This window comes from Acidovorax sp. FHTAMBA (assembly GCF_038958875.1).
GTDB lineage: Bacteria > Pseudomonadota > Gammaproteobacteria > Burkholderiales > Burkholderiaceae_C > Acidovorax.
On sequence record NZ_CP152407.1, the window covers coordinates 2,415,624 to 2,442,615 of the forward strand.

The following is a 26,992-nucleotide window of genomic DNA, read 5'->3' on the forward strand; positions in this document are numbered from 1 at the left end:
GTGTGTGGCCGCCTTATGCATCGGCCCACATGCGCAGCAGGTTGTGGTAGGTGCCCGAGAGGGCAATCGCCGAGGGTTCTTTCTCGCCGTGCGCGTGGCGCAGCTTGAGCAGCGCCATGTCCATGTCGAACAGCAACTGGCGCTGCTCCAGCCCGCGCACCATGCTTTCCACCCAGAAGAAGCTGCTGATGCGGTGCCCGCGTGTGACGGGCGATACCTGGTGCACCGTGCTGCTGGGGTACAGGATCAGGTCGCCGGCTGGCAACTTGATGCGTTTTTCGCCCAGCGCTTCGCTGATGACCAGCTCGCCCCCGTCGTAGTCCTCGGGGGGCGTCAGGAACAGGGTGCACGACAGGTCGCTGCGCACCCAGCAGTTGTCTGCCCTGGAGTGCATGACGGCGCTGTCCACATGGTTGCCGTAGAAGTTGGCGCCATCGCCGTACTTGTTGAACAGCGGGTTGTAGATGCGGCGCGGCAGGGCCGCCGAGAAGAACAGCGCGTTGCGGTGCAGCGCGGCCTTGACCTGCTCCTGCAACCGGGCCGACAGCTCGCTGCCTTGCGCCAGTTGCAGGTTGTTTTTCTGGTGGACGGCCTGGCCACCCGCACTGCGTGCTCCGTCCACCCAGGGGGCTTGTGGCCCCAGGGCCTGGCGGAACATGCCCACTTCGTCTGGCGTGAGGACTTCTTTGATGTGCAGAAACATGCGGTGCGGTGGTTCAGGAAATCCGTCAGCGATATCCGTTCAGAAACGGGTCTTGAGCGTCAGCTGGGCCGAGCGCGCGGCCCCGGCGCCGTAGAAGCCGCGGTACAGCGTATCGGCGTAGAGCTTGTTGGCCAGGTTGGTGATGTTGAGCTTGAGCGAGGTCTTGTCGTCGAAGCTGTATTCCAGCATCGCATCTGCCGTGGCAAAGCCGCTGGCCTTCATGGCACGCGAGCCTTCGGGGTTCTGTGCGCCACGGTAGGTGAGGCCCGCTCCCACACGCAGCTGTGGGGTCACCACATAGGTGGTCCAGATGCTGCCGCTGTGCTTGGGGGTGAGGCCCGGGCGATCACCCTTCACCTGGGCACCGCCACCGTTGGCGGCCAGCACGGTGGTGCTCCGGTCGATCTTGGCGCTTGGAATCCAGGTGTGGTTCATGAAGATTTCCCACTTGGGCGTGATGCGGCCCGCCAGGTTGAACTCCATGCCGGTGGCGTGGCGCTTGCCCGAGAGCAGATAGCCCGGGTTGTCGGGATCGGTGTTGCGCTCGTTGTATTTTTCGCTGTAGAAAGCGGCCACCCCCAGCAGGGCGCGGCGCTCGAACAGCTCCCACTTGCCGCCGATTTCAATGTTGCGGCTCTTTTCGGGCGGCGTGTTGGCCAGGGATCCGGTGCCCGGGTTGGACACCGTGCCGCCAGCGCTCACGCCGCCAAACTGGTAGGTGTCTCCCGAGGTGTTGTACGAAGAGCCATAGGACACGTAGTACGACGACACCTCATCAGGCTGGAACAGCACGCCCGCGCGCGGGCTCCACAGGCCGTCGGAGGTCTGGTCGCTCAGCGAACCATCGGCATTGCGATAGGAGGCCTTGAACCGGTCGTAGCGCAGCCCGCCGACGAGCTTCACGGTCGAGGTGAGCGACATCGTGTCCTGCAGGTACATGCCAAAATTCTGCGCCTTGAACGTGTTGTAGGCCACCGGTGCGCGCGTGTCGGGCGCCCAGGCACCGTTGTCCGGTGTGCCGACGGTGGTGCCCAGCCCGTTGGTGGCCGATGAATTGCCGGCGGGATTGGCGTAATTGGAATTGCGGTTGGCGTCGTCACGGTAGAAATCGACGCCCGCCAGGATGTCGTGCTTCTTGCCGCCCCAGGTGAAGGAGTTGGTGTAGTCGCTCTGCAGCTGCGTCATTGTGCTGTCGCCGATGCGACCCTTGGAGCTGCGTGTGAGCGGCGTGCTGGCGTTGATCTGGTCGAGCGACGTGGTGGGCGTGCCAAAGCGGATCACGCTGGCCAGCAGGTCGCGCTCGTATTTGCCGTGGCGCAGCCGGGTCTGCAGCTCGCCGCCATCGCGGAAGCGGTGGATGTGGCCCAACGTCAGGTACTGCGATGACGTATTGAGGTGGTCGCTGTCCAGGCCGTAGTAGTTGCGGGCGGGCAGGGTGGGCACGATCTTGCCGTTGCTGTTGATCCAGGGGCTGTTGTAGATGGGGCGGCCCTTGACGTCCAGGTAGTACAGGCCCACCGAGAACTCGTCGGCAGTGCCGATGCCCCAGCTGAACGTGGGTGCGATGCCACGCTTGTCCTGCCGTGCACCGAAGTTGTCCGAGTTGTGCACCATCGCATTGAGGCGCACCGCGGCGTTCTCGCCCGTCTTGATGTTGAAATCGCCGGTGAGGCGGTGAAAGTTGCCGGTGCCCAGCGTGTACGAGACTTCGTGCTGGTCGATCAGCAGCGGGGCCTTGTTGACCTGGTTGACCACGCCCCCGGTGGAGCCCTTGCCAAACAGCATGGAGGCCGAACCCTTGAGTACTTCAACGCGGTCGAGGTTGAAGGTGTCGCGCTCGTACAGGGGTGCATCTTTCATGCCGTCGGTGTAGATGTCACCGGCCTGGCCCAGCGAGAAGCCGCGCAGGCGCACGTCTTCCTCGCCGGTTTCACCCGCCTGGAACGTTACCCCCGCGGTGGTGCGCAGCACCTCGCGGAAGTCGTCCTGGTTGCGGTCGTTCATGAGCTTTTCGGTGAACACCGTGACCGATTGCGGGATGTCCTTGATGTCCTGTTTGCCCTTGCCCACCGTGGTCTGCCTGAGCAGCAAGGTGTCTTTGCCCTGGACGTCTGCCGTTTCCTTCACGGTGACGGCGGGCAGTGTGGCCTCAGCCGCATGGGTCTGGGCCATGGCCCCCACCGAGGCTGCCAGCATCAGTGCGCCCAGCGGGAGCAGGGCCTTTTCCGATGCCGCAGTGCGAGCGGGCTGGGTGATGGGTTGTTGGGTTGATTGGGGCGCGCGCAGCGGGATGCTGCGGCGCAGAGCGCGTGATTTTGCCAAGGAGGCCTCCGTGGTGGGAATGTGCTGATGGCGCGCAGGTGCGCCAGGCGCAAGCGAGAGGCAGTGGCTAGATCAACATGGCTGTGCTTCGACGTGCTGCGTTATGTTACATCAAATGCGGGTCATTCTCATTTGCATTGATGTTTGTGAGCCACAGATTGCCCAGCTGCAGACGAAAAAAAGCCGGCATGGGCCGGCTTTCTGGGGCACTGGGTGCGGGGCTTACTTGACGTGCTTGCCGATCAGGCCGGCCAGTTCAAACATCGAGACCTGGGGCTTGCCGAACAATTCCTTGAGCTTGGCGTCGGCGTTGATGTTGCGCTTGTTGGCGGCATCCTGCAGGTTGTTGGCCTTGATGTAGACCCACAGCTTGCTGATGATCTCCGTGCGCGGCAGCGGCGCCGAGCCCACCACGGCGGCCAGCGCGGGGCTGGGCGTAAGTGCCTTCATGAAAGCAGCGTTGGGGGTGCGCTTCTTGGCGGGGGCAGCAGCCTTCTGGGCTGCGGGGGCTGTTTTTGCCGGAGCTTTTTTTGCAGTTGCCATGTCGGGTTTTCCTTGTTGGAAGTAGATTTTTCACCAGAGAAAGCTGGGCTTTCCCATAGGCAGACCGATGCTACTGGGAAAAAAACGCGTTTCCAAGGGAGAAAGGGCTTTTTTTGCCTCGATTTGTAGCAGTGGTGCCGCGTGTGCGCCAATTAGTCGCCCATGCAGCGCCGGTACCTTGACAAAGCGCCCTGGGATGCCGGCGTTTCCAGGTTGCTCACCCGGGCTGTATCACAATGCGCACCCATCCGTGGGGCACGGCGGTTTGCCGCTGTGCCCGTTGTTCATTTCGCCTGAAAGGCTTTCACTCCATGTCTGCTGCGCCATCCTTCCCATCTTTCAGCACCTGTGATTTTTGCGATGTGCACAAGGGCGACATGAGCGGTGCGTTCCGCGTCCTGCCCCCGGTCTTTCACAGTTATGGCGGTGTGGCCGCGTTTGCCGGCCCGGTGAGCACCGTCAAGTGCCATGAAGACAACACGCAGGTGAAGGCGGCCGTGGAGTCGCCGGGTGAGGGCCGCGTGCTGGTAGTGGATGGGGGGGGCTCGCTGCGCCGCGCGCTGGTGGGTGGCAATCTGGCGGCTGCCGCTGCGCGCAATGGCTGGGCCGGTGTGGTGGTGGACGGGTGCGTGCGCGATGTGGCCGAGCTCAAGGCGGCGGCTGTTGGCCTGTGTGCGCTGGCGTTGATACCGCTGCCCACAGAACGCCGTGGCGAGGGGCAGCGCGATGTGGCCGTGCAGATCCAGGGCGTCTGGGTGCGGCCGGGCGACTGGCTGTACGCCGATGCAGACGGCATTGTGGTGAGCGCACAGCCCCTGGTGGTGTAGCGGTCGCGGCCAGGAGGCCGCGCAGCCGGGTTGCCATCAGTCTGCGTGACCCGCCCGTCGGCCCACCCGCAGGCCGGTGCGTGAGGGCAGGGTCGCCAGCAGCACGCTGGCCAGTGCGATGACGAAGGCCATCAGCTGGGTGCCGGCCAAGGTTTCGCCCAGAAACAGCACGCCCACGAGCGCCGCGCTCACCGGCAGCATGACCGAGAACACCCCGCCCTGCGCAGCGGGCACGGCCTTGAGCCCAGTCATCCAGAGCCACACCGTCCACACGCAGGCGGCCAGCGCGTAGAACACCAGCAGCACCCAGGTGCCCCAGCCCACGGCCGTAAAGTTGAAATGCCAGGCGGCGTAAAGCCCCAACGGCGTGGACAGCACAAAACCCCACAGGTTGATGAGCGAGGTGATGCGCTTGGGCCCGAGGCTGGTGGTGAGCTTCTTGCCGATCACCGTATAGGCGGCTTCGCACACCACTGCGCCTAGCAATAGCCAGGGGCCCAACCAGCCCATATTACGAGTATTTTTGGCATCCAGCGCTTGTGCAATATGCGCCGAATGCTCTTGTTTTGATAGTGAAAAAAGCGCAATCCCTGCCACGGCACAGACCACGGCGGCCCAGGTGCGTGGCGCTACGCGTTCGCGCAAAAAGAGCCAGCCCATCACCGCCACAGCCGCAGGAATGGCCGCCAGCGTCACCCCGGCCGTGACCGCATCGGTAAGGCTTACGCCATAGATCATGCAGAGGGTGAACAAAAAGTTGCCCAGGAACGACTGCAGAAACAGCAGCCGCTGGGTGGACCGGGTGATCGGCGGTTCATCCACCGGTTTGCGCAGCCAATGCAGCATGGCTACACCGCCAATGCCAAAACGCATCCACGCGAGCAGGAACACGGGCAGCACGGCAGCCAGCGGCTTGGACAGCGCCACGTAGCTGCCCACCAGGGCCATGCTAAGGGCCAGGCACACATAAGCAAAAGGGCGGCTGGGCGTGGTGTTCACTAGACTGCTGATGAGATGGCCGGGAGCCTGCTCGGGCGGCCGGTGTGGGCCGCCGTCTGGCGCGCCCGGAATACATTGAACCGGTTCTGAACCAAAACGAGGTGCGCATCATGCCCGACAAACCCCCGCCCGCCGTTCGCGCCCGCCATGTCTTTGTTTATGGCACCTTGCGCCGTGGCGGATCCAACGACATCACGCGCCTTCGCCCGGAACCAAAGTTTGTGGGCCCAGCCCGGGTGGCCGGGGTGCTTTACCACCTGGGGGCCTATCCGGGCATGACGCTGGGCGGACCCTTGGTGGTGCAGGGCGAGGTATATGAAATTGGCGCTGACCTGGAGGCCGTTCTGGACGAGATCGAAGGGCTCGGCGCCACCCCTATCGATGAATACGTGAAGCGAGAGGTTGTGGTGGATGTGGGCGGGCAGGCCGTGTCCTGCCTGGTTTACGAGATCAATCCCCGGTATACGGTCGCTGCGCCCCATATTGCCGATGGAGACTGGTTGCAAGCCACTGCGTGAATTTCGGCTTAAACAACGTCAAATATTGCAATGCGGAATTTGATTTTCTCGATGTGGAAAGCAATGAATGTTGCGCCGCCACATTTTTTCTCAATATGAGAAATCAAATTTTGCATTACAAGATGGTGTGGATAACTCGTTGTTTTAAAAAGAGAAAATTTATCTCTTGTATAAGACATAAGAGCTTGCATAAGTCTTATAGAAGACTTAAAGTTGTCTCCAAGGGCAGCACACGCAGCCCGGCGTTTTTAACCTACCTCCTGGAGTGATCTCATGCCCCAATCCCTCAACGAACAACTGAGCCGCGAACAGCAAATTGCCGCCCTGGAAAAAGACTGGGCCCAGAACCCCCGCTGGAAGGGTGTGAAGCGTGGTTACTCCGCTGCCGACGTGGTGCGCCTGCGCGGCTCGCTGCCCATCGAACACACGCTGGCTAAGCGCGGTGCTGAAAAGCTGTGGGACAAGATCAACGGCGGTGCCAAGAAGGGCTATGTGAACGCGTTCGGCGCGATCTCCGCCGGTCAGGCCATGCAGCAAGCCAAGGCAGGCCTCGAAGCCGTGTACCTGTCGGGCTGGCAAGTCGCTGCTGACGGCAACACCAGCGAAACCATGTACCCCGACCAGTCGCTGTACGCCTACGACTCGGTGCCCACCATGGTGCGCCGCATCAACAACACCTTCAAGCGCGCTGACGAAATCCAGTGGGGCCGTGGCATCAACCCCGGCGACAAGGAATTCATCGACTACTTCCTGCCCATCGTGGCCGATGCAGAAGCCGGTTTCGGCGGCGTGCTGAACGCCTTCGAACTGATGAAGAACATGATCGCTGCAGGTGCAGCCGGCGTGCACTTCGAAGACCAGCTGGCCGCCGTGAAGAAGTGCGGTCACATGGGTGGCAAGGTGCTGGTTCCTACGCAGGAAGCCATTGAAAAGCTGATCTCCGCACGTTTTGCTGCTGACGTGATGGGCGTGTCCACCATCGTGCTGGCCCGCACCGACGCTGAAGCCGCCAACCTGATCACGTCCGACCACGACGCCAACGATAAGCCGTTCCTGACCGGCGAGCGCACACAAGAAGGCTTCTACCGCGTCAAAAACGGCCTGGAACAAGCCATCAGCCGTGGCGTGGCTTACGCCCCCTACGCCGACTTGGTGTGGTGCGAAACCGGCGTGCCCGACATCGGCTTCGCCCGTGAGTTCGCGCAGGCTGTGCACGCTGCCTGCCCCGGCAAGCTGCTGTCGTACAACTGCTCGCCATCGTTCAACTGGAAGAAGAACCTCAACGACAAGCAGATCGCTTCCTTCCAGGAAGACTTGTCGGCCCTGGGGTACAAGTACCAGTTCATCACGCTGGCTGGCATCCACATCAACTGGTTCAACACCTTCCAGTTCGCCCATGCCTATGCACGCGGCGAAGGCATGAAGCACTACACCGAAATGGTGCAGGAACCTGAATTCGCAGCACGCGAAAAGGGCTACACCTTCGTGTCGCACCAGCAGGAAGTGGGCGCAGGCTACTTCGACGACGTGACCACGGTGATCCAGGGCGGCTCGTCCTCCGTGAAGGCCTTGACGGGTTCGACCGAAGAAGAGCAGTTCCACTGATCTGCGGAGCTCAGCGCCGCTTTGTTGTGGCGCCAAATGCACTCGACAAAAGCCCGAAGCATCTGCTTCGGGCTTTTTTTCTGGGTGCTGGGGTTAAAATCCAAGGAAATTCACTGCACAAGAGCGAGAAAGGCAATCTGGTTATGACACCGCGAACTACATCGGAGATGTTGACCGGCCGTTGAGGCTGGCTGTTCGCGCCTGCACGAGATTGCACACCCCTCCAAAAAGCGCGGACCTGTTCCGCGCTTTTTTGTTTCCTGGGCCTGGCGCGTGCCCGCACCCATTGCACTGATTGATTGAAAAGAAAGAGTTACTCCCATGATTCACATCACGCTTCCCGACGGTTCACAGCGCGAGTTTCCGGGCCCCGTCACGGTGGCCGAAGTGGCTGCTTCCATTGGCTCGGGTCTGGCCAAAGCGGCTTTGGCGGGCAAGATTGGCGACAAGGTCGTGGACACCAGCTACCAGATCACGACCGATAGCCCGCTGTCCATCGTGACTGCGAAAGATGCCGATGGCCTGGATGTCATCCGCCACTCCACCGCCCACTTGCTGGCCTACGCCGTCAAGGAGCTATTCCCTGACGCACAGGTCACCATCGGCCCGGTGATCGAGAACGGCTTCTATTACGACTTTGCTTACAAGCGCCCCTTCACGCCGGAAGATCTGGTGGCCATCGAAAAGCGCATGGCCGAACTGGCGGCCAAGGACGAACCCATCGTGCGCCGCGTGCTGCCGCGCGATGAGGCCGTGCAGTATTTCAAGGGCCTGGGCGAACACTACAAGGCCGAGATCATCGCCAGCATTCCCAGCAACGAGGACGTGAGCCTGTACCGGGAAGGCGCGTTCGAGGATCTGTGCCGTGGCCCGCACGTGCCGAGCACGGGCAAGCTCAAGTTCTTCAAGCTGATGAAGGTGGCAGGTGCCTACTGGCGTGGTGACCACCGCAACGAAATGCTGCAACGGGTGTACGGCACGGCCTGGGCCTCCAAGGACGAGCTGCAGCAGTATTTGACGATGCTGGAGGAGGCCGAAAAGCGCGACCACCGCAAGCTGGGGCGTGAGCTTGACCTTTTCCACATCGACGAGCACTCACCCGGCACGGTGTTCTGGCACCCCAAGGGCTGGACGCTGTGGCAGGAGGTGGAGCAATACATGCGCCGCGTGTACCGCGACAACGGCTACCAGGAGGTCAAGGGCCCGCAGATTCTGGACAAGACGCTCTGGGAAAAGACGGGCCACTGGGACAAGTACCGCGACAACATGTTCACGACCGAGAGCGAGAAGCGCGACTACGCGCTCAAGCCGATGAACTGCCCGGGCCATATCCTGATTTTCAAGCAGGGCATCAAGAGCTACCGCGACCTGCCTCTACGCTACGGCGAGTTTGGCCAGTGCCATCGTAACGAGCCCACGGGTGGCCTGCACGGCATCATGCGCGTGCGCGGCTTCACGCAGGACGACGGTCACATTTTCTGCACGGAAGATCACATCCTGGCCGAATGCACGGCGTACACGACCCTGCTGCAGAAGGTCTACAAGGACTTCGGCTTCGAGAACATCATCTACAAGGTGGCCACGCGCCCCGAGGCGCGCATCGGATCGGAAGAAAGCTGGGACAAGGCAGAGCATGCGCTCATGGAAAGCCTGCGGGCTTCGGGCTGCGAGTTCGAGATCGCCCCGGGCGACGGCGCCTTCTATGGCCCCAAGATCGAGTACACCCTCAAGGATGCAATCGGGCGCCAGTGGCAGTGCGGCACCATGCAGGTCGATTTCTCCATGCCCGAACGCCTGGACGCCGAGTACGTTGGCGAGGATGGCGCGCGCCACAGGCCGGTGATGCTGCACCGCGCCATCGTGGGCAGTCTGGAGCGCTTTATCGGAATTCTGATCGAGCAGCACGCTGGCGCCCTGCCCATGTGGCTGGCTCCCGTGCAGGTTTCGGTGCTCAACATCACGGATGCGCAGTCCGATTACTGTCGTGAAATCGCAGCAAAACTGCAAAAAGCGCTGCCCAATCAAGGCCTTAGGGTGACGCTGGACCTTCGCAACGAAAAGATTACGTATAAAATACGGGAGCATTCGATGCAAAAGCTGCCTTACATCCTCGTCGCTGGCGACAAGGAAAAGGCCGCAGGTGCCGTCGCAGTGCGAGCCCGGGGCAATCGTGACCTCGGCGTGATGTCGGTGGATGCGTTCATTGAGCTGATCGCCAACGACATTGCCACCAAAGCCTGATTTTGAACACAAAAGCTGCTTTGCCGCTCGCGGACTGTGCGGGAATAGCTACTTTTTTTGTAGCATTTTGATTCAAGGAAGATAGCCATCGCTACTGAATTTCGTGATCGTCGCCACCGGGAAGAGCGCAAGCACCGCCTGAACCGTGAAATCATGGCCCCGGAAGTCCGTCTGTCCGGGCCTGACAACGAGCCTTTGGGTGTTGTCAGCCTCATGGAGGCCTTGCGCATGGCCGGTGAGCTGGATGTGGATCTGGTGGAAATTGCCGCCACGGCAAACCCACCGGTGTGCCGCCTCATGGACTACGGCAAGTTCAAGTACCAAGAGCAAAAGCGTGCGGCAGAAGCCAAAGCCAAGCAGACGGTCATCGAGATCAAGGAAGTCAAGTTCCGTCCTGGCACGGACGATGGCGACTACAACATCAAGATGCGCAACATCCGCCGTTTTCTGGCGGATGGTGACAAGTGCAAGATCACGCTGCGGTTTCGCGGTCGTGAAATCACGCACCAGGAACTCGGTTTGGCGTTGCTGAACCGGATTCGTGACGAATTGGCAGACAGCATCATCATCGAGCAGTTTCCCAAGCTGGAAGGCCGCCAGATGATCATGATGATCGCTCCCGGCAAGAAGAAGCCCGCCGCAGCCAAACCGGCTGCTGAGAACGCCCAGGTGCCGGGCGGGGCGGCCTGAATCGCGCGGATGGGTGCAAAAATTTGAGTGCTTCGCCCGCAAGGGCGAAATACTCGAAGAGGCGGGGCTTTGGCTCTGCCGACCGAGAGGCGAAAGCCTTTCGACAAAAGTGGCTCGGGGCCAACAAGTTTGCAGATCGGTTTGCAAACGCCTCACGAGCACAATGAAAAAGGAGCATTCACATGCCCAAAATGAAGACCAAGAGCAGCGCGAAAAAACGTTTCCGCGTTCGTCCCGGTGGCACCGTCAAGCGCGGTCAAGCCTTCAAGCGTCACATCTTGACCAAGAAGACCACCAAGAACAAGCGCCATCTGCGTGGTGCGGTTGCTGTGCACGAGACCAATATGGGCTCGATTTCACAGATGCTGCCCGGCATGGGCGTTTAATTTACTGACGAACAAGGAGTACATACATGCCTCGCGTCAAACGTGGTGTAACGGCCCGTGCCCGTCACAAGAAAGTTCTCGCCCTTGCCAAGGGTTTCCGTGGTCGCCGCGGTAACGTCTTCCGTATCGCCAAACAGGCGGTAATGAAGGCTGGGCAATATGCCTACCGTGACCGCCGCACCAAGAAGCGCGTGTTCCGCCAGTTGTGGATCGCCCGTATCAACGCCGCTGCGCGTGAACTGGGCATGACCTACAGCCAGTTCGCCAACGGCCTGAAGAAGGCTTCCATCGAGATCGACCGCAAGATGCTGGCCGACCTCGCAGTGCACGACAAGGCTGCCTTTGGCAGCATCGTGGAGCAAGTCAAGGCCAAGCTGGCTGCTTGAGTTCACGATGAGCGGCTATCGTTCTGATAGCTGCTTGCGCAATAACAGCAAGGGCTAGGGCTTGAAAAGGCACTAGCCCTTGTTCATTTTCGAGAGTCGATATGAACGAGTTGGATTCCCTGGTCGAGAGCGCCACGCAACTGTTTGCCCAAAGTGCAACCCCTGCTGACCTCGAAAACGCCAAGGCGCAATTTCTGGGCAAGTCGGGCCGCGTGACCGAGCTCATGAAGGGCATGGCGCAGCTGTCCGTCGAGGAAAAGAAATCCCGTGGCGCTGCCATCAACGTGGCCAAGCAGGCCATCGAAGCCGCACTGACCGCACGCCGCCAGGCGCTGGCCGACGCAGAGCTGCAACTGCAATTGAAGGCTGAAGCACTGGACGTGAGCCTGCCAGGCCGCCAGCGCGGGCAGGGTGGCCTGCACCCGGTGTCGCTCACGCTCGAACGCATCCAGGGCATTTTCGGCTCCATGGGTTTTGACGTTGCCGAAGGCCCCGAGATTGAAACCGACTGGTTCAACTTCACCGCATTGAACACGCCAGAGGACCATCCCGCGCGTTCCATGCACGACACGTTCTATGTGGAGGGCGGCACTGCCACCGCCCCCAACCTGCTGCGCACGCACACCAGCCCCATGCAGATCCGCCATGCAGTACAGCATGTCAAAAAGCACCGGGCCGCGCTGGATGCTGGCCAGCCCATGCCCGAGATCCGCGTGATCGCCCCAGGCCGCACTTATCGCGTGGACAGCGACGCCACGCACTCGCCCATGTTCCACCAGTGCGAAGGCCTGTGGATCGGCGAGAACGTGAGTTTCAAGGATCTGAAGGTCATCTTCACGGACTTCTGCCGCACGTTTTTTGAAAGCGATGACCTCGTGTTGCGCTTTCGCCCCAGCTTTTTCCCGTTCACGGAGCCCAGCGCCGAGATCGATATCCAGTTCCAGACGGGTCCGCTGGCGGGCCGGTGGCTCGAAGTGGCGGGTTCGGGCCAGGTGCACCCCAACGTGGTGCGCAACATGGGCCTCGACCCCGAGAAGTACATCGGCTTTGCGTTTGGCATGGGCCCGGACCGTCTGACGATGCTGCGCTACGGCGTCAACGATCTGCGTTTGTTCTTTGACGGCGACATCCGTTTTCTGTCGCAGTTTCAGTAACGCAAAAAAGTGAGCTGCTGACGCTTGTATTCATTGGCTTTCAAAGCGTTTTGACATCGAAACGCTTGATTGAAAAGCGCTGCCAGCTATATTTTTAAGAGCTAACGCCAAAGAGTCTTCCTATGCAATTCCCTGAGTCCTGGTTGCGCGAATTCTGCAACCCACCGCTGACAACCCAAGAGCTGGCCGACACGCTGACCATGGCGGGCCTGGAGGTGGAAGAGCTGCGCCCCGTCGCGCCGCCTTTCACCAAGATCGTGGTGGGTGAGATCAAGGAGGCCGTGCAACACCCCGACGCCGACCGCCTGCGTGTGTGCCAGGTGGACGTGGGGCAGGGCGCCCTGCTGAATATCGTGTGTGGCGCGCCCAACGCCCGCGTGGGCATCAAAGTGCCCTGCGCGCTGGTGGGCGCCGAGCTGCCGCCGGGTGATGACGGCAAGCCGTTCCTCATCAAGGTGGGCAAGCTGCGCGGCGTGGAAAGCCAGGGCATGCTGTGCTCGGCGCGCGAGCTCAAGCTGTCCGAAGACCATGGTGGCTTGCTGGAGCTCGATGCCTCGGCTCCCGTGGGCCAGGACATTCGTGAGCATCTGGACCTGGACGACACCCTGTTTACCCTCAAGCTCACGCCCAATCTGGCGCACTGCCTGAGCGTTTATGGCATCGCGCGCGAAGTCTCAGCATTGACGGGCACGCCGCTGCAACGCCCGTCGTTCTCTGCCGTAGCCGCAAAGCTGACGGACAAGCTGCCCGTGCAGGTGAGTGCACCGGATCTGTGCGGCCGCTTCTCCGGCCGCATCGTGCGCAACGTGAACACGCGCGCCGCCACACCCCAGTGGATGCTGGACCGCCTGGCACGCTGCGGACAGCGCGGCGTGTCGCCGCTGGTGGACATTTCCAACTATGTGATGTTCGAGCTGGGGCGTCCGTCGCACATTTTTGACCTGGACAAGATCCACGGTGGCCTGGAGGTTCGATGGGGCAAGCCGGGCGAGCAGCTCAAGCTGCTCAACGGCACCACCGTGACCGTCGATGACAAGGTGGGTGTGATCGCCGACGACCGTCAGGTGGAGTCGCTGGCCGGCATCATGGGCGGCGACGCCACAGCCGTGTCGGATGACACCCGCCACATCTATATCGAGGCCGCGTTCTGGTGGCCCAAAGCAGTGGCGGGTCGCTCGCGCCGGTTCAATTTCTCGACCGATGCGGGTCACCGATTCGAGCGCGGCGTGGACTCCGCCCTGACGGTGGAGCACATCGAGCGCATCACGCAACTGGTGATCGACATTTGCGGTACACCCGACACGGCGTGTGGGCCCATGGACGATCAGGCCGTCAATCTGCCGGTGTCCCAGCCCGTCACGCTGCGCGTGGCGCGTGCGGCCAAGGTCATCGGCATGCCACTGACACAAGCCCAGTGCGCCGATGCGTTGCAGCGCCTGGGCCTGCCGGTGGTGGAGGGCGACGGCACGCTCACCGTTACGCCGCCTTCGTTCCGTTTCGACATCACCATCGAGGAAGACCTGATCGAAGAGGTTGCCCGCATGGTGGGCTACAACAACCTGCCGACCACGCCCCCCCTGGCGCCGATCACGCCCAAGCTGGCGCTCGAGGCCACGCGCAGCCCGTTTGCGGTGCGCCGCTCGCTGGCAGCGCTGGGGTATCAGGAAACGATCAACTTCAGCTTTGTGGAAGAGCGGTGGGAGCACGAGCTGGCCGCCAACACCCAGCCGATCAAGCTGCTCAATCCGATTGCCAGCCAGATGAGCGTGATGCGCTCCACGTTGCTGGGTTCTTTGCTGCAAGTGTTGAAGTTCAACCTCGACCGCAAGGCCGAGCGGGTGCGCGTCTTTGAACTGGGCCGCGTGTTCCTGCGCGACGGCAGCGTGAGCAATACCGACACCACAGTCGAAGGCTTCCATCAGCCGATGCGCGTGTCGGGCCTGGCCTATGGCCCGAACGACATGCTGCAATGGGGGCGCAAGGAGCAATCCATCGACTTCTTTGATGTGAAGGGCGACGTGGAAGCCCTGCTGGCACCGCTGCGCGCGACGTTCGAGCCGGGCACCCATCCCGCCATGCACCCTGGCCGTTGCGCTCGCGTGCTGGTGGATGGCCGCGCCATCGGTTTTGTGGGCGAACTGCACCCGCAGTGGCGCCAGTCGTGGGAACTGCCGCAGGCTCCTGTGATGTTCGAGCTGGAGCTGGACGCCGTGCTGCGGCGCATGGTGCCGGAGTTCAAGACAGTGTCCAAGCACCAGGCGGTCGAGCGCGACCTGGCCGTGGTGGTGGCCGAGCGTGTCACGCATGCGGACATCATGGGGGCAGTCGAGCAGGCCGTTCCGGGTGGCATGCTGCGCTCTGCCGTGCTGTTTGATGTATACCGACCCAAGGCGCTGCGCGCAGGCGAAGAGGCGCCGGCAGGCGGGCTGGCTCCGGGCGAAAAGAGCCTGGCGGTGCGCCTCACGCTCGGACGCGACGAAGCGAGCCTGACGGAGGCTGAAATCGAGGCGGCGGTCCAGTCCGTGATGGCGCAACTTGCGCAGCGCACGGGCGCGCGGCTGCGGGTGTGACGATGTTCAGGGGAATGACGAGCCATGATTGAATTTGCAGTCGAGAGCCTGGAGACACCGGCACTGACCAAGGCGCAGCTCGCCGATCTGCTGTTTGACCAGATCGGCCTGAACAAGCGCGAGTCCAAGGACATGATCGACGCCTTCTTCGATCTGATTTCACAGAGTCTTGTCGAGGGCAAGGACGTGAAACTGTCGGGGTTTGGCAATTTCCAGATCCGTACCAAGGCGCCACGCCCCGGGCGTAACCCGCGCACGGGCGAGGCGATCCCGATCAAGGCGCGCCGGGTCGTGACATTTCACGCGAGCAGCAAACTCAAAGAGCAGATTCAGGCTGCGGCGTGAATTTGTTCCGATTTGTGTCTCATTGCGGGCGCCATGACTGGCGGCTTTGGCGGGACTGCAGTACGCTTGTCGGCTTTCGCGTTTGAACTTGCATCCCATGGGCACTACGCTACCTTCCATACCCGCCAAGCGGTACTTCACGATCGGAGAGGTCGCGGAGTTGTGTGGCGTGAAGCCGCATGTGCTGCGCTATTGGGAGCAGGAGTTCACGCAGCTGCGGCCCATGAAACGCCGTGGCAACCGGCGCTACTACCAGCACCACGAGGTGCTCATGATCCGCCGCATCCGCGATCTGCTGTATGACCAGGGGTTCACCATCAGCGGGGCGCGCAACAAGCTTCAGGAGCTGGTGCACACGGACCGCAGCGAGGTGGCTGGTGATCAGTTGGTGGCGGATGTTGTTTTGCCCAGCATGGTGGTCGATACGGCGCGCGACCTTTCCATTGCGCCGGGGTTGATGCTGGATCCGCTTGCCATGCGCAAAGAATTGTTCGAGATTCGTGCGCTTCTCTCTTTGAACTGAATTTTTCAGCATATAATCTAAGTCTTGTCGGCGTGTAGCGCAGCCTGGTAGCGCACTTGCATGGGGTGCAAGGGGTCGCGAGTTCGAATCCCGCCACGCCGACCATTGATAGCAAAAGCCCAGAACCGAAAGGTTCTGGGCTTTTTTGCTGGGCGCGAGCCAAACGCATTGTCCAATGCGCCAACCGCGCGAGCCATGGCGCGGTTGGCGCGGCAGGTAGCGCGCGAACCGGATGCGAGGTTGGGTACCCGGCTGGTGCTTCGGCGTACTTTCGACACAAGAGGAATCTCATGATCGATGGATTGGTGGCCGGCAGGATCTTTGGTGAATCTGCGCAACGGGTGGACAAGGCAGGCAAGGCATTCACCGTTGCCAAGGTGCGCGCCACCACGGGGGATGGCGAGCTGCTCTTTGTCAATGTGATTGCCTTTGAAGAGCGGGTGTGTGATGCGTTGCGCACATTGCGCGACGGCGACTCGGTGGCGCTCGCCGGAACCCTCACGCCCCGCGTGTGGACGGACAAGCAGGGCAATGTCCGCCCTGCGCTGGACATGCTGGCACTGCGCGTGCTGACGGTGCAGGAGGCTCCGGCACCGGACGCTGCTGGTACCTAAACGAAGAACACAGATCCTGCAGTCCGTTTGGCGGAACGGGCACACGTAAAAAAGCCCGCCGTAGCGGGCTAAGGCCCTGACAAATCCTGGCGGTATGCCGGATGTGGCGAAGCCCTGGAGTGGTCAACGCCAGCGTATCACCCGCCGTGGAATTTGACCACCAGCGGAACGATCAGCAGCGCCACGATGTTGATGATCTTGATCAGCGGGTTGATGGCCGGGCCGGCCGTGTCCTTGTAGGGGTCGCCCACGGTGTCCCCGGTCACTGCGGCCTTGTGGGCCTCGCTGCCCTTGCCGCCATGGTGGCCGTCCTCGATGTACTTCTTGGCGTTGTCCCATGCGCCGCCGCCCGTGCACATGCTGATGGCAACGAAGAGGCCGGTGACGATGGTGCCCATGAGCAAACCGCCCAGCGCCTTGGGCCCCAGCAGCAGGCCCACCACGATGGGCACCACCACAGGCAGCAGGCTGGGGATCACCATCTCCTTGATGGCGGCGGTGGTCAGCATGTCCACCGCCTTGCCGTATTCAGGCTTGGCGGTGCCCTCCATGATCCCGGGAATATCGCGGAACTGTCGGCGCACCTCCACAACCACGGCCCCGGCCGCGCGGCCCACGGCCTCCATCGCCATGGCGCCGAACAGGTAGGGGATCAACCCGCCGATGAACAGGCCGATGATGACCAACGGGTCGGACAGGTCAAACGTGATGGCCTTGCCGTAGCTCTCCAGCTTGTGCGTGTAGTCGGCAAACAGCACCAGCGCGGCCAGGCCCGCCGAGCCAATCGCATAGCCCTTGGTCACGGCCTTGGTGGTGTTGCCCACGGCGTCCAGCGGGTCGGTGATGTCGCGCACGCTGCTGGGCAGCTCGGCCATTTCGGCAATGCCGCCGGCGTTGTCGGTGATGGGGCCATACGCATCCAGCGCCACCACGATGCCCGCCATGGACAGCATGGACATGGCCGCCACGGCAATGCCGTACAGGCCCGCGAGCTGGTAGGCCGACAGGATGGCCAGGCACACGAAGATCACCGGCCAGGCGGTGGACAGCATGGAAACGCCCAGTCCTGCAATGATGTTGGTGCCATGGCCCGTGGTCGATGCCTGCGCGATGTGCTGCACGGGCGAATACTGCGTGCCGGTGTAGAACTCGGTGATCCACACCAGCGCGGCCGTGAGCAGCAGGCCGACGGCGCAGGCGCCAAACAGTTTCAGCTGGCTGCCGGTAGCGGTGATGGCGTTGTCCGGCATGATCCAGACGGTCACGAAATAGAAGGCGACGAGCGACAGCACGCCCGCAATCGCCAGGCCCTTGTACAGCGCAGGCATCACGTTCTTCATGCCGGGCGAGGCCTTGACGAAAAAGCAGCCGATGATGGATGCAATGATGGACACGGCGCCCAGCGCCAGCGGGTACACCACGGCGTTCACCGGGGCGCTCACCACCAGCAGCGCGCCCAGCACCATGGTGGCGATCAGCGTCACGGCATAGGTTTCGAACAGGTCGGCCGCCATGCCGGCGCAGTCGCCCACGTTGTCGCCCACGTTGTCCGCAATCACCGCGGGGTTGCGCGGGTCGTCTTCAGGGATGCCCGCCTCCACCTTGCCCACCAGATCGGCGCCCACATCGGCGCCCTTGGTGAAAATGCCGCCGCCCAGGCGCGCAAAGATGGAAATCAGCGACGAGCCAAACGCAAAACCGATCAGCGGGTTGAGCAGCGTGGCCAGGTTGGTGGTGGGATTGTGGTTGCCGTTGCCCGCCAGAAACCAGTAAAAGCCCGTGACCCCCAGCAGGCCCAGCCCCACAACCAGCATGCCGGTGATGGCCCCACCGCGAAACGCCACATCGAGCGCAGGGCCGATGCCGTGGGTGGCGGCCTGTGCCGTGCGCACGTTGGCGCGCACCGATACGTTCATGCCGATGAATCCGCAGGCGCCCGAGAGCACGGCGCCCACCACAAAGCCCACGGCCGTGGTGGCGTCCAAAAAGACGCCGATGAGTACCGCCAGCACCACGCCCACGATGGCAATGGTCTTGTATTGGCGGGCCAGGTAGGCGGCAGCGCCGGCCTGGATGGCCGCGGCGATCTCCTGCATGCGGGCGTTGCCCGGGTCTTTGGCGAGGATCCAGCCCCGGGCCCAGATGCCGTAGGCCACGGCAATGAGCCCGCAGACCAGGGCGAGGATGAGAGGGGAGGTCAGTGCTGAGCTTGCAGCCATTCAATTCTCCTAGGGTTTGTTGCACGGAGGGGGACCAACGCATCGGTGGCATCCCCGCTGCGTTGCTTCCTCGTGCTCCCTGTGCAATTGCTGCAGGAGCCGATTGGCCAACAAACCCAATTTACAGGCAAACGCAGGTCTGCAAGCGGGCAGAAAGGGGCATGCGCCTAAAATCAGGGTTAATCCCGACGCTGCATGCTGCGTGGATTGTCGCCAATCAACTTTTCAACCAAACATGTCCCTCAATAACGTCCCCCCAGGCAAGAACGTTCCCGACACCTTCAATGTCGTCATCGAGATCCCGATGAACGCTGACCCGATCAAGTACGAGGTGGACAAGGAGTCTGGCGCCATTTTTGTGGACCGTTTCATGACCACGGCCATGCACTACCCCACCAACTACGGCTATGTGCCCCAGACGCTGTCGGGCGACGGTGACCCGGTGGACGTGCTGGTGATCACGCCGTACCCGCTGTTCCCCGGCGTGGTTGTGCCCTGCCGCCCGCTGGGCATCCTGATGATGGAAGACGAGGCCGGTGTGGATGGCAAGGTCATTGCCGTGCCCACCTCCAAGGTGTTGCCCATGTATGACCACTGGAAGACCATCGACGACGTGAACTCCATGCGCCGCAATGCCATCGCCCATTTCTTTGAGCACTACAAGGACCTGGAAAAGGGCAAGTGGGTCAAGGTGCTGGGCTGGGAAGGCATTGACGCCGCGAAGAAGGAAGTCTCGGACGGGATCGAGAATTACAAGAAGTCCCAGGCCTGAAATTTTTTAGTGAAATATGCCTCTGGCGCTTGCTGATAAAGCGCCGCCAGCTATCAAAAAGATACTGAAATGAGGCCGCCACCAAGCATGCGGGCAGCAATGCCCGCATGCTTTTTTGTTGCCCATACGGGACGACGAGGGCGGGCGTGCGCACGGGTTGCGGCGCGGGGCCGGTGAGGGCGCTGATAGACTGCAATTAGTTACAGATCAGCAGGGCGGCTTTGCGCCCTGGGTATTGCTGCGGGCTGGATGGGGCGCCGCAAGCGCAGAAATTTGAGGGGTGAGTCATGAGAGTTTCCGATTTACGCATTGGCGTCAAGCTGGGTGCGGGTTTTCTGGCGGTGGTGCTGCTCACCACCGTGCTGGGGCTGATCGCGCTGGTGCAGATGGCGCGCATCAACGCCAATTCCGAACAGATCGCCACCAACCTGCTGCCCAGCGTGGAAAAGACGGGCGATCTGCGTGTGCTCTACAACCGCATGCGCCGCTCGGAGGCCGGTATGGTCACTTCGCGCAGCCAGCCTGAAGTCAAGGCCTTTTCCGAGCAGGTGGCCCTGCGCGCGAAGGATATCGCGCAGCTGGAATCCACCTACGAACCCTTGATCGACGGTGACAAGGAGCGCGAAATCTACGCCGCCTACAAGCAGCGCAAGGCTGAATACGCCGACATGCAGGCCAAGCTGACGGAGATTGCCAACGGTGTGGACTTCAGCACCGCGGAAACCCTGGAGATCACCGGTGATGCGCTGTCGATGATGTATGCCGGTGAATCTGAAGCCGCGTTTGTCGCTGTGGCCGAGACGCTGGGCCAGATGCAGAAGCTCAACTCCGAAAACGCACTGCAGGCCAGCGAAGAAGCCCGGCAGGTTTTCAACATGGCGCGTGCGTCCCTGTTGATCACGATGGGTGTGTGCGTGCTGCTCGCTGCCTTGCTGGGGGTGGGTATCACCCGGGCCGTCACGCGCCCGGCCGACCATGCCGTGCGTGCAGCCCGTGCCATTGCCGAAGGCAACCTCACGGCAGACGTGCCCCCAGGCGGCAAGGACGAGATGGGCCAGCTGCTCAACGCCTTGCGCGACATGCGCGACAACCTGGCGCGTGTCGTGTCGGGCGTGCGCGGCAACGCCGAAGGCGTGGCGTCTGCCAGCTCACAGATTGCCTCGGGCAACAACGACCTGTCGGCGCGCACCGAGCAGCAGGCCAGCGCACTGGAAGAAACGGCAGCCTCCATGGAAGAGCTGGGCTCCACCGTACGCCAGAACGCCGACAACGCCCGCGCAGCCAACCAGCTCGCTGTCAGCGCCTCCACCGTGGCCGTGCAGGGCGGCGACGTGGTGGCCGAAGTGGTCGAGACCATGAAAGGCATCAACGACAGCAGTAAGAAGATTGCCGACATCATCAGCGTCATCGACGGCATCGCCTTCCAGACCAACATCCTGGCGCTCAACGCCGCCGTGGAAGCCGCCCGCGCCGGCGAACAAGGCCGCGGCTTTGCCGTGGTGGCCGGAGAAGTGCGCAGCCTGGCCGGGCGCAGCGCCGAAGCCGCCAAGGAAATCAAAAGCCTCATCACCGCCAGCGTCGAACGCGTGGAACAAGGTACCGCCCTGGTCGATAAAGCCGGAGCCACGATGACCGAAGTGGTGAGCGCCATCCGGCGCGTGACCGACATCATGGGCGAGATCAGCGCCGCCAGCAGCGAACAAAGCGCTGGCGTAGGCCAGGTGGGCGAAGCCGTCACGCAAATGGACCAGGCCACCCAGCAAAACGCCGCCCTGGTGGAAGAAATGGCCGCCGCTGCCAGCGCACTGAACGCCCAGGCGGGAGAACTGGTCAACGCCGTAGCCGTCTTCAAGCTCGACGCCAGCGCCACCACCCGCACCGCCAGCCCTGTGGCCCGCAGCGCCCCGGCCGCAGCACCCCGCGCACCCATCCCCGCGCCCCAGCGCACAGCGGCCAAAAGCGTGGGCAGCGCAACGCGCAAAGCCAGCGCCCCGGCCAGCCTGCAAGCGCCCAAGGCCAGCGCGGCCAGCAAGCCGCCAGCGCCAGCCCCGGCGGCCAAGGGCGGCAGCGAGGACGACTGGGAAAGCTTCTGAGCGGGGGCGGCAGGCCCCTGAGAAGCAGAGCGAAAAATAGCAGTCAAAACAGGCTCCAGCGCTTATCCATAAAGCGCTGGCAGCTATCAAAATAAAGCACGCAGGGGGCAACCCTTGCGTGCTTTGTGCTTGGTGAGGGATGGGCGGTGGCCGCGCCAGGGCGCGACGGCTTACCGGTGCGGGTCCGGATAGACCAGGTGCAGCCCCGGAGCCTTGGGCCGCTGAAACGGCCGCCACGCCATGCTGGGGCCCTGGGGTTGGCCCAGGCGGTCGGCCACGGCCCACCAGGCGCTGGGGTTCAGGCCGATGCCAAAGTGGCTTGCCACCACCTCGATGTTTTCGGTGTTCGGGTTGTGCGGTGCGGGGGCCTGAATGCTGCCGCGCCAGGCCACCACGCCATCGGTGCGCGAGTAGATGCTGGTGGTGGGCACGGGCGGCGCCTCGGGCAGGTTGTAGCTCTCGGTTTCGCGCTCGATGCTGCGGCCGCTGGCAAACTGGTAAATGCGCCAGGCATTGGTGGACGTGTGCGGCCCGGCAAAGGGCGTGCCCAGTGTCACCACGCAGCGCACCAGCTCGGGCATTTCCTTGGCGAGCTCCCGCGCGTAAACGCCGCCCAGGCTCCAGCCGATCAGGCTCACCTTGCCGCCACTGGCCTGGGCGGTTTCCTGCAACTGGCGCTTGGCGTTTTCCAGCACGCCCTCGCGGGGGCCCAGGTTCAGGCCCTGGCCCCAGCCCTGGGTGTCGTAATTGCGCGAATCCAGGTAGCGGCGAAGCGGCGCGGTGGTGGCGTCCCCTGCCGTGAGGCCGGGAAACACGATCACCGCGTGGCCGTCACCCAGGGGTGCGCGCTGCAGCACCGGCCACGCGGGCAGCACCGCGCCAAACTCCCAGGGCGCGCGCAGCTCCAGCGCCAAAAGCGGCAGGCCGGGCGGCGGCATGTGGTCGGGGTCGGTGTTTCGGGTCCTGAAAAGCGGCATGGGTCGTCGGTGAAAAAGCAGGGGCAAGGTGGCGCCCCAGGGCAGGCGGGGGCGGTCACCCCCAAAACGCATCCCGAGGGACGCTGGTGGACGGTAGCATTTTTTTGACCGCGACAACCGGTGCGCCGTGGAGCTAGCTCTCCAAACCCAATGCGTGCTGCGAGGTGGTGATGGCGCGCCCCCAACGGGGTTACTGCCAAGTTGTTAGCAAATGCAACGGCAGCCTGCTATCCTGCAAACCACGCCTGCACCGCACGGGTTGCGTTCGGCAGCCTTGTTGGCACCCCTTTGGGGGATCTCGCATGGGTGCCCTGAACCGCGCGCCCTTCCCATTCCGTTCCGAGAAAGTACGCGCCATGACCGCTGTTTCCGCCCACGCACCCTCCGCCTCCCGCTCTTCTGCCGCGTCCGGGGTGGAAGCGGCCGGCGAGTTCCTGACCTTTCGCCTTGGCTCCGAGGAATATGGCATCGACATCCTGCGCGTGCAGGAAATCCGCTCGTACGAGCGACCTACGCGGCTGGCACAGTCGCCTGACTACATCAAGGGCGTGATTGACCTGCGCGGTCGCATCGTGCCCATCCTGGATCTGCGCCTGAAGCTGCAGTGCCCCGACGCCAACTACACCGACTTCACCGTGGTCATCATTCTGGACATTGGTGGCACCGTCATTGGCGCGGTGGTGGACGCGGTGGCCGATGTGGTCACCCTCACGCCGGACGTGATCAAGCCTGCCCCGCAGTTCGAACGCCACGGCAACGTGGACCCCAGTTTCGTCACCGGCATCGCCAGCCTGGGCGACCGGATGCTGATCGTGATGGACATCGAAGCGCTGCTGAGCAGCGACGAGATAGGGCTGGTGACAAAAGTTGCAAACGGGTAAGGTAAGCACACCCGCAGTTTTCTGGCCCAACGTTTTGAGGAGGCAGCAACGATGAACAAACTGAAGATTTCGACCCGTCTGGCGGTTGCGTTTGCGATCATGGTGCTGCTTCTGGCGACCCTGGGTTCGGTGGCGCTGCTTCGGTCTGCCACCCAGCGGGCAGCGCTGGACGACATTGTGGAAATGCGCATACCGATCACCAAGTCGCTGGGCATGGTGGCAGACGGGGTGAACGTGCAGGCCATTCAGCTGCGCAACCTCGCCATCTTCAGCACGGAGGCCATCACCAGGTCCTCGCGCGAGCGCATCACGGCGGTGCGCGGCACGCTGGCCGAGCAGTTCAAAGTGCTGGACTCGCTCATCCACTCCGACAAGGGCCGCGAGATCCAGGCGCGCATGCAGCAGCACCGCGCAGAGTTCCTGAAGCTCGGTGACCAGTACATTGCCATGCTGCAGCAGGGCCAGAAGGATGAAGCTCTTCGCATGCTGGAAGAAACCCTGCGGCCCGTGCAGCAGGCTTACCAGGCCACCGTGGCAGAGCAGGTGACCTACCAGGCGCAGGTGACTGTAGAGGCCGGTGCGCGGGCAGACGCTGCCGCCAGTGCCTTGATGCGGGATGTGCTCATCGCCGCCGCCATCGCCATTGCCATGGCGATCTTCCTGGCGGTCTCCATCTGGCGGTCTCCATCATCCGCTCCATCACCCGCCCTCTGGCGCAGGCTGTGGGCGCCGCAGACCGCGTGGCCGCGGGCGACCTGAGCGGCCAGATCGTCGTGCGCTCCACGGATGAAACCGGGCAACTGCTGGGCGCCCTGCAGCGCATGCAGCAAAGCCTGGTGAATACCGTGAGCTCGGTGCGCCAGAACGCCGAAGGCGTGGCGTCTGCCAGCTCGCAGATTGCCTCGGGCAACAACGACCTGTCGGCGCGCACCGAGCAGCAGGCCAGCGCACTGGAAGAAACAGCAGCCTCCATGGAAGAGCTGGGCTCCACCGTGCGCCAGAACGCCGACAACGCCCGCGCAGCCAACCAGCTCGCTGTCAGCGCCTCCACCGTGGCCGTGCAGGGCGGCGACGTGGTGGCTGAAGTGGTCGAGACCATGAAAGGCATCAACGACAGCAGCAAGAAGATTGCCGACATCATCAGCGTCATCGACGGCATCGCCTTTCAGACCAACATCTTGGCCCTGAACGCCGCGGTAGAGGCCGCCCGCGCCGGCGAACAAGGCCGGGGCTTTGCCGTGGTGGCCGGCGAGGTGCGCAGCCTGGCCCAGCGCAGTGCCGAGGCTGCCAAGGAGATCAGGCACCTCATCCACGCCAGCGTGGAGCGCGTGGGCCAGGGCACCGCGCTGGTGGACAAGGCGGGCGCCACCATGACCGAGGTGGTCGCGTCCATCCGGCGGGTGACCGACATCATGGGCGAGATCAGCGCCGCCAGCAGCGAGCAGAGCACGGGCGTGTCGCAGGTGGGCGATGCCGTCACCCAGATGGACCAGGTCACGCAGCAAAACGCTGCACTGGTCGAGCAGATGGCGGCCGCCGCCAGCAGCCTCAGCCACCAGGCCCAGGCGCTGGTGGGCGCGGTGGCCGTTTTCAAGCTGACCGAAGATCAGACGCGCAGCGGCGCACCCCCGGTGCCCGCTGCCGAAAGCGGTGCAGTGCGGCGGGTGGCGCTGGCGTCTACGTAGCGGCGCCCAGGCCGCCGGAGCTGCTGACGTTTTCTGCTGCGCCGTCACTACCTGTTGGCACCCGCTGAGCTGACGACCCTTGAACGCTACTCAATGCATAGCGGTCAGCCTGAGCCCTGCCGATTATTTTTTTCACTTTGTGGAAAAATAAAACGTATGCTTACTAAAATAACCCCACAAACAACGTGCGAATGACCCACGCAAGCACCTGCGTTCCGCATATCCATGGTGGGCAAATATTTGCTGCGTACCTCCCCATCTCCCACAAGGAACCCCATGAACAATTTCAAGATCGGTACCCGGCTCGGGCTGGCGTTTGGTCTCGTGCTGCTGATTACCGCCGCCATTGCCACGCTGGGGGTCTGGCGACTTGCCGTGCTCAAGGACGCCAGCGTCCAGATCGCCAACGTCGAGATGGAGCGCAATGCGCTGGCGCAGGATTGGAAGGCGGCGATCGATCTGAACTGGGTGCGGGCTTCGGCATCGCTCAAGGCCACGGACGAGGCGTATGTTCAATCGCTTTCGGCAGACATGACGGCCACATCCCAGCGCGCCAGCGAGGCGCAAAAGAAGCTCGAGGCGCTGGTGGACGACCCGCGCGGCAAAGAGCTGCTTGAACGCGTGGCCGCTACGCGGTCGGCCTATGTGGGCGCGCGGGCCAAGCTGCTCGAACGCAAAAAGGCGGGAGAAGACGTCTTTGCGCTGGTCGACAGCGAGCTGAAACCGCTGGCGAGCGCCTACCTGCAATCGCTGGCCGATGTGGCCGACAACACGCGCAAGCAGCTCAAGGAGTTCGAGACCACCAACATCGCGTCTGCAGAGGTGAGCCAGTGGACCCTGGCGCTGGGTGCGGTGGCATCGGTGCTGCTGGGTGCGTTGTTCGCGTTGTGGACGGCGCGCTCCATCGTGGTGCCTGTGCAGCGCGCAGTGCAGACGGCCGACGAAATCAGCCATGGCAACCTGTCGCAGAACATTCAGACCGAAGGACGTGACGAGATGGCGCAACTGCTGCGTTCGCTGGGCGCGATGCAGCACAACCTTGCGCGCATCGTCGGGCATGTGCGTTCGGGCTCAGAAAGCGTGGCGACGGCGTCGCAGGAAATTGCCCAGGGCAACCACGACCTGAGCGCCCGCACGGAGCAGCAGGCCAGCGCGCTGGAGGAAACGGCCGCGTCGATGGAGGAGCTCAACTCCACCGTGCGCCAGAACGCCGACAACGCGCGCCAGGCCAATCAGCTGGCCCAGAGCGCCTCCACCGTGGCCGTGCGCGGCGGCGAAGTGGTGGGCCAGGTGGTGGGCACCATGAAAGGCATCCACGACAGCAGCAACAAGATCGCCGACATCATCGGCGTGATCGATAGCATTGCGTTTCAGACCAATATCCTCGCGCTCAACGCAGCGGTAGAAGCGGCGCGTGCCGGCGAGCAGGGGCGTGGCTTTGCGGTGGTGGCGTCGGAGGTGCGCAGTCTGGCAGGCCGCTCGGCCGATGCCGCCAAGGAGATCAAGACACTGATCAGCGACAGCGTGGAACGCGTGAGCGCGGGCACCACGCTGGTCGATCAGGCGGGGGCGACGATGGCAGAAGTGGTGAGCGCCATCCGGCGGGTGACCGATCTGATGGGGGAGATCAGTGCCGCCAGCTCGGAGCAGAGCCAGGGCGTCGCCCAAGTGGGCGAGGCCGTGACGCAGATGGACCAGGTCACCCAGCAAAATGCCGCGCTGGTGGAGGAAATGGCCGCTGCGGCCAGCAGCCTGAACAACCAGGCGCAGGACCTGGTGAGCACGGTGGCGTTCTTCAAACTTTCTGCGGAACAGGGCACCGCGGCAGGCGCCGATGCGCGACCCGCCGGCCATCTGCCGTCAAGCCGCGGGGCGTCGGCTGCAGGCCGTTTGCCCTTGGTCGCACCACAAAAGGCGCTGTCCTGAACCGCGCTCCTGG

At 62.9% G+C, this 26,992-nt stretch carries 22 protein-coding genes, 1 tRNA gene and 1 pseudogene; 18 read left to right on the forward strand and 6 right to left on the reverse strand.

Annotation, left to right across the window (positions count from 1 at the left end):
* Positions 1-13: 13 nt before the first annotated feature.
* From AAFF19_RS11405 to AAFF19_RS11415, 3 genes are all read right to left on the reverse strand, one after another.
* Entirely contained in the window at positions 14-703 is a 690-nt protein-coding gene (locus tag AAFF19_RS11405; RefSeq protein WP_182118866.1) for a Fe2+-dependent dioxygenase, read from the reverse strand.
* 39 nt (positions 704-742) lie between these two features.
* Positions 743-3,025 carry a TonB-dependent siderophore receptor gene (locus AAFF19_RS11410; protein ID WP_342720209.1) on the reverse strand — a complete coding sequence of 761 codons (2,283 nt, stop codon included), beginning with the start codon at positions 3,023-3,025 and terminating at the stop codon, positions 743-745.
* A 222-nt stretch (positions 3,026-3,247) separates the two neighbouring features.
* Positions 3,248-3,568, reverse strand: a complete 321-nt coding sequence (locus tag AAFF19_RS11415; RefSeq protein ID WP_008904034.1) for an SWIB/MDM2 domain-containing protein — start codon at positions 3,566-3,568, stop codon at positions 3,248-3,250.
* 311 nt (positions 3,569-3,879) lie between these two features.
* Here AAFF19_RS11415 and rraA point away from each other — a divergent pair, with 311 nt between their 5' ends.
* Positions 3,880-4,395: a ribonuclease E activity regulator RraA gene (gene rraA, locus AAFF19_RS11420; RefSeq protein ID WP_342720210.1), complete on the forward strand. Its 516-nt coding sequence runs from the start codon at positions 3,880-3,882 to the stop codon at positions 4,393-4,395.
* 36 nt (positions 4,396-4,431) lie between these two features.
* Here rraA and AAFF19_RS11425 read toward each other — a convergent pair whose 3' ends face one another.
* Complete coding sequence (locus AAFF19_RS11425) at positions 4,432-5,394, reverse strand: DMT family transporter (RefSeq protein ID WP_342720211.1); 963 nt, start codon at positions 5,392-5,394, stop codon at positions 4,432-4,434.
* Between the two features lie 110 nt (positions 5,395-5,504).
* On the opposite strand from AAFF19_RS11425, the gene AAFF19_RS11430 reads away from it, so the two are divergent.
* The 12 genes from AAFF19_RS11430 to AAFF19_RS11485 all read left to right on the forward strand — a co-directional run bounded on the left by AAFF19_RS11430 (position 5,505) and on the right by AAFF19_RS11485 (position 16,426).
* Positions 5,505-5,912: a gamma-glutamylcyclotransferase family protein gene (locus AAFF19_RS11430; protein ID WP_342720212.1), complete on the forward strand. Its 408-nt coding sequence runs from the start codon at positions 5,505-5,507 to the stop codon at positions 5,910-5,912.
* 273 nt (positions 5,913-6,185) lie between these two features.
* Positions 6,186-7,517, forward strand: coding sequence for an isocitrate lyase (gene aceA, locus AAFF19_RS11435; protein ID WP_008904038.1), 1,332 nt, complete (start codon positions 6,186-6,188; stop codon positions 7,515-7,517).
* Between the two features lie 321 nt (positions 7,518-7,838).
* On the forward strand, positions 7,839-9,758 hold the full coding sequence (thrS, locus tag AAFF19_RS11440; protein WP_182118871.1) for a threonine--tRNA ligase: 1,920 nt from the start codon (positions 7,839-7,841) through the stop codon (positions 9,756-9,758).
* 81 nt (positions 9,759-9,839) lie between these two features.
* A complete protein-coding gene (infC, locus tag AAFF19_RS11445; RefSeq protein ID WP_085942513.1) occupies positions 9,840-10,448 on the forward strand; it encodes a translation initiation factor IF-3 in 609 nt (202 codons plus the stop codon).
* A 182-nt stretch (positions 10,449-10,630) separates the two neighbouring features.
* A complete protein-coding gene (gene rpmI, locus AAFF19_RS11450) occupies positions 10,631-10,834 on the forward strand; it encodes a 50S ribosomal protein L35 (protein WP_008904041.1) in 204 nt (67 codons plus the stop codon).
* Positions 10,835-10,860: 26 nt separating this feature from the next.
* On the forward strand, positions 10,861-11,220 hold the full coding sequence (gene rplT, locus AAFF19_RS11455; RefSeq protein ID WP_008904042.1) for a 50S ribosomal protein L20: 360 nt from the start codon (positions 10,861-10,863) through the stop codon (positions 11,218-11,220).
* Between the two features lie 101 nt (positions 11,221-11,321).
* Positions 11,322-12,374, forward strand: a complete 1,053-nt coding sequence (pheS, locus tag AAFF19_RS11460) for a phenylalanine--tRNA ligase subunit alpha (RefSeq protein WP_008904043.1) — start codon at positions 11,322-11,324, stop codon at positions 12,372-12,374.
* Positions 12,375-12,496: 122 nt separating this feature from the next.
* Positions 12,497-14,944, forward strand: a complete 2,448-nt coding sequence (gene pheT, locus AAFF19_RS11465; protein WP_342720213.1) for a phenylalanine--tRNA ligase subunit beta — start codon at positions 12,497-12,499, stop codon at positions 14,942-14,944.
* A gap of 24 nt (positions 14,945-14,968) precedes the next feature.
* On the forward strand, positions 14,969-15,289 hold the full coding sequence (locus tag AAFF19_RS11470; RefSeq protein WP_008904045.1) for an integration host factor subunit alpha: 321 nt from the start codon (positions 14,969-14,971) through the stop codon (positions 15,287-15,289).
* Positions 15,290-15,386: 97 nt separating this feature from the next.
* Positions 15,387-15,812 carry a MerR family transcriptional regulator gene (locus tag AAFF19_RS11475; protein ID WP_182118873.1) on the forward strand — a complete coding sequence of 142 codons (426 nt, stop codon included), beginning with the start codon at positions 15,387-15,389 and terminating at the stop codon, positions 15,810-15,812.
* Positions 15,813-15,840: 28 nt separating this feature from the next.
* Positions 15,841-15,917, forward strand: a tRNA-Pro gene (locus AAFF19_RS11480).
* Positions 15,918-16,102: 185 nt separating this feature from the next.
* The gene (locus AAFF19_RS11485) at positions 16,103-16,426 is read left to right on the forward strand and encodes a single-stranded DNA-binding protein (RefSeq protein ID WP_182118874.1); all 324 of its coding nucleotides are present in this window, start codon (positions 16,103-16,105) and stop codon (positions 16,424-16,426) included.
* A gap of 137 nt (positions 16,427-16,563) precedes the next feature.
* Here AAFF19_RS11485 and AAFF19_RS11490 read toward each other — a convergent pair whose 3' ends face one another.
* Positions 16,564-18,645, reverse strand: a complete 2,082-nt coding sequence (locus AAFF19_RS11490; RefSeq protein ID WP_182118875.1) for a sodium-translocating pyrophosphatase — start codon at positions 18,643-18,645, stop codon at positions 16,564-16,566.
* Positions 18,646-18,880: 235 nt separating this feature from the next.
* Between AAFF19_RS11490 and ppa the strand changes: the two genes are divergently transcribed.
* Positions 18,881-19,417 (forward strand): inorganic diphosphatase, encoded by a 537-nt coding sequence (gene ppa, locus AAFF19_RS11495; RefSeq protein WP_008904049.1) that lies wholly within the window; start codon positions 18,881-18,883, stop codon positions 19,415-19,417.
* A gap of 287 nt (positions 19,418-19,704) precedes the next feature.
* Complete coding sequence (locus AAFF19_RS11500; RefSeq protein ID WP_182118876.1) at positions 19,705-21,510, forward strand: methyl-accepting chemotaxis protein; 1,806 nt, start codon at positions 19,705-19,707, stop codon at positions 21,508-21,510.
* Between the two features lie 170 nt (positions 21,511-21,680).
* On the opposite strand, the gene AAFF19_RS11505 is transcribed toward AAFF19_RS11500, so the two are convergent.
* Positions 21,681-22,487, reverse strand: a complete 807-nt coding sequence (locus AAFF19_RS11505; protein WP_182118877.1) for an alpha/beta fold hydrolase — start codon at positions 22,485-22,487, stop codon at positions 21,681-21,683.
* A 356-nt stretch (positions 22,488-22,843) separates the two neighbouring features.
* On the opposite strand from AAFF19_RS11505, the gene AAFF19_RS11510 reads away from it, so the two are divergent.
* The 3 genes and pseudogenes from AAFF19_RS11510 to AAFF19_RS11520 all read left to right on the forward strand — a co-directional run bounded on the left by AAFF19_RS11510 (position 22,844) and on the right by AAFF19_RS11520 (position 26,979).
* Positions 22,844-23,368 (forward strand): chemotaxis protein CheW, encoded by a 525-nt coding sequence (locus AAFF19_RS11510; RefSeq protein WP_182118878.1) that lies wholly within the window; start codon positions 22,844-22,846, stop codon positions 23,366-23,368.
* Between the two features lie 51 nt (positions 23,369-23,419).
* Positions 23,420-24,969, forward strand: a pseudogene (locus AAFF19_RS11515) (methyl-accepting chemotaxis protein); the annotation flags it as partial.
* Between the two features lie 360 nt (positions 24,970-25,329).
* A complete protein-coding gene (locus AAFF19_RS11520) occupies positions 25,330-26,979 on the forward strand; it encodes a methyl-accepting chemotaxis protein (RefSeq protein WP_342720214.1) in 1,650 nt (549 codons plus the stop codon).
* The last annotated feature ends 13 nt before the right edge of the window (positions 26,980-26,992 follow it).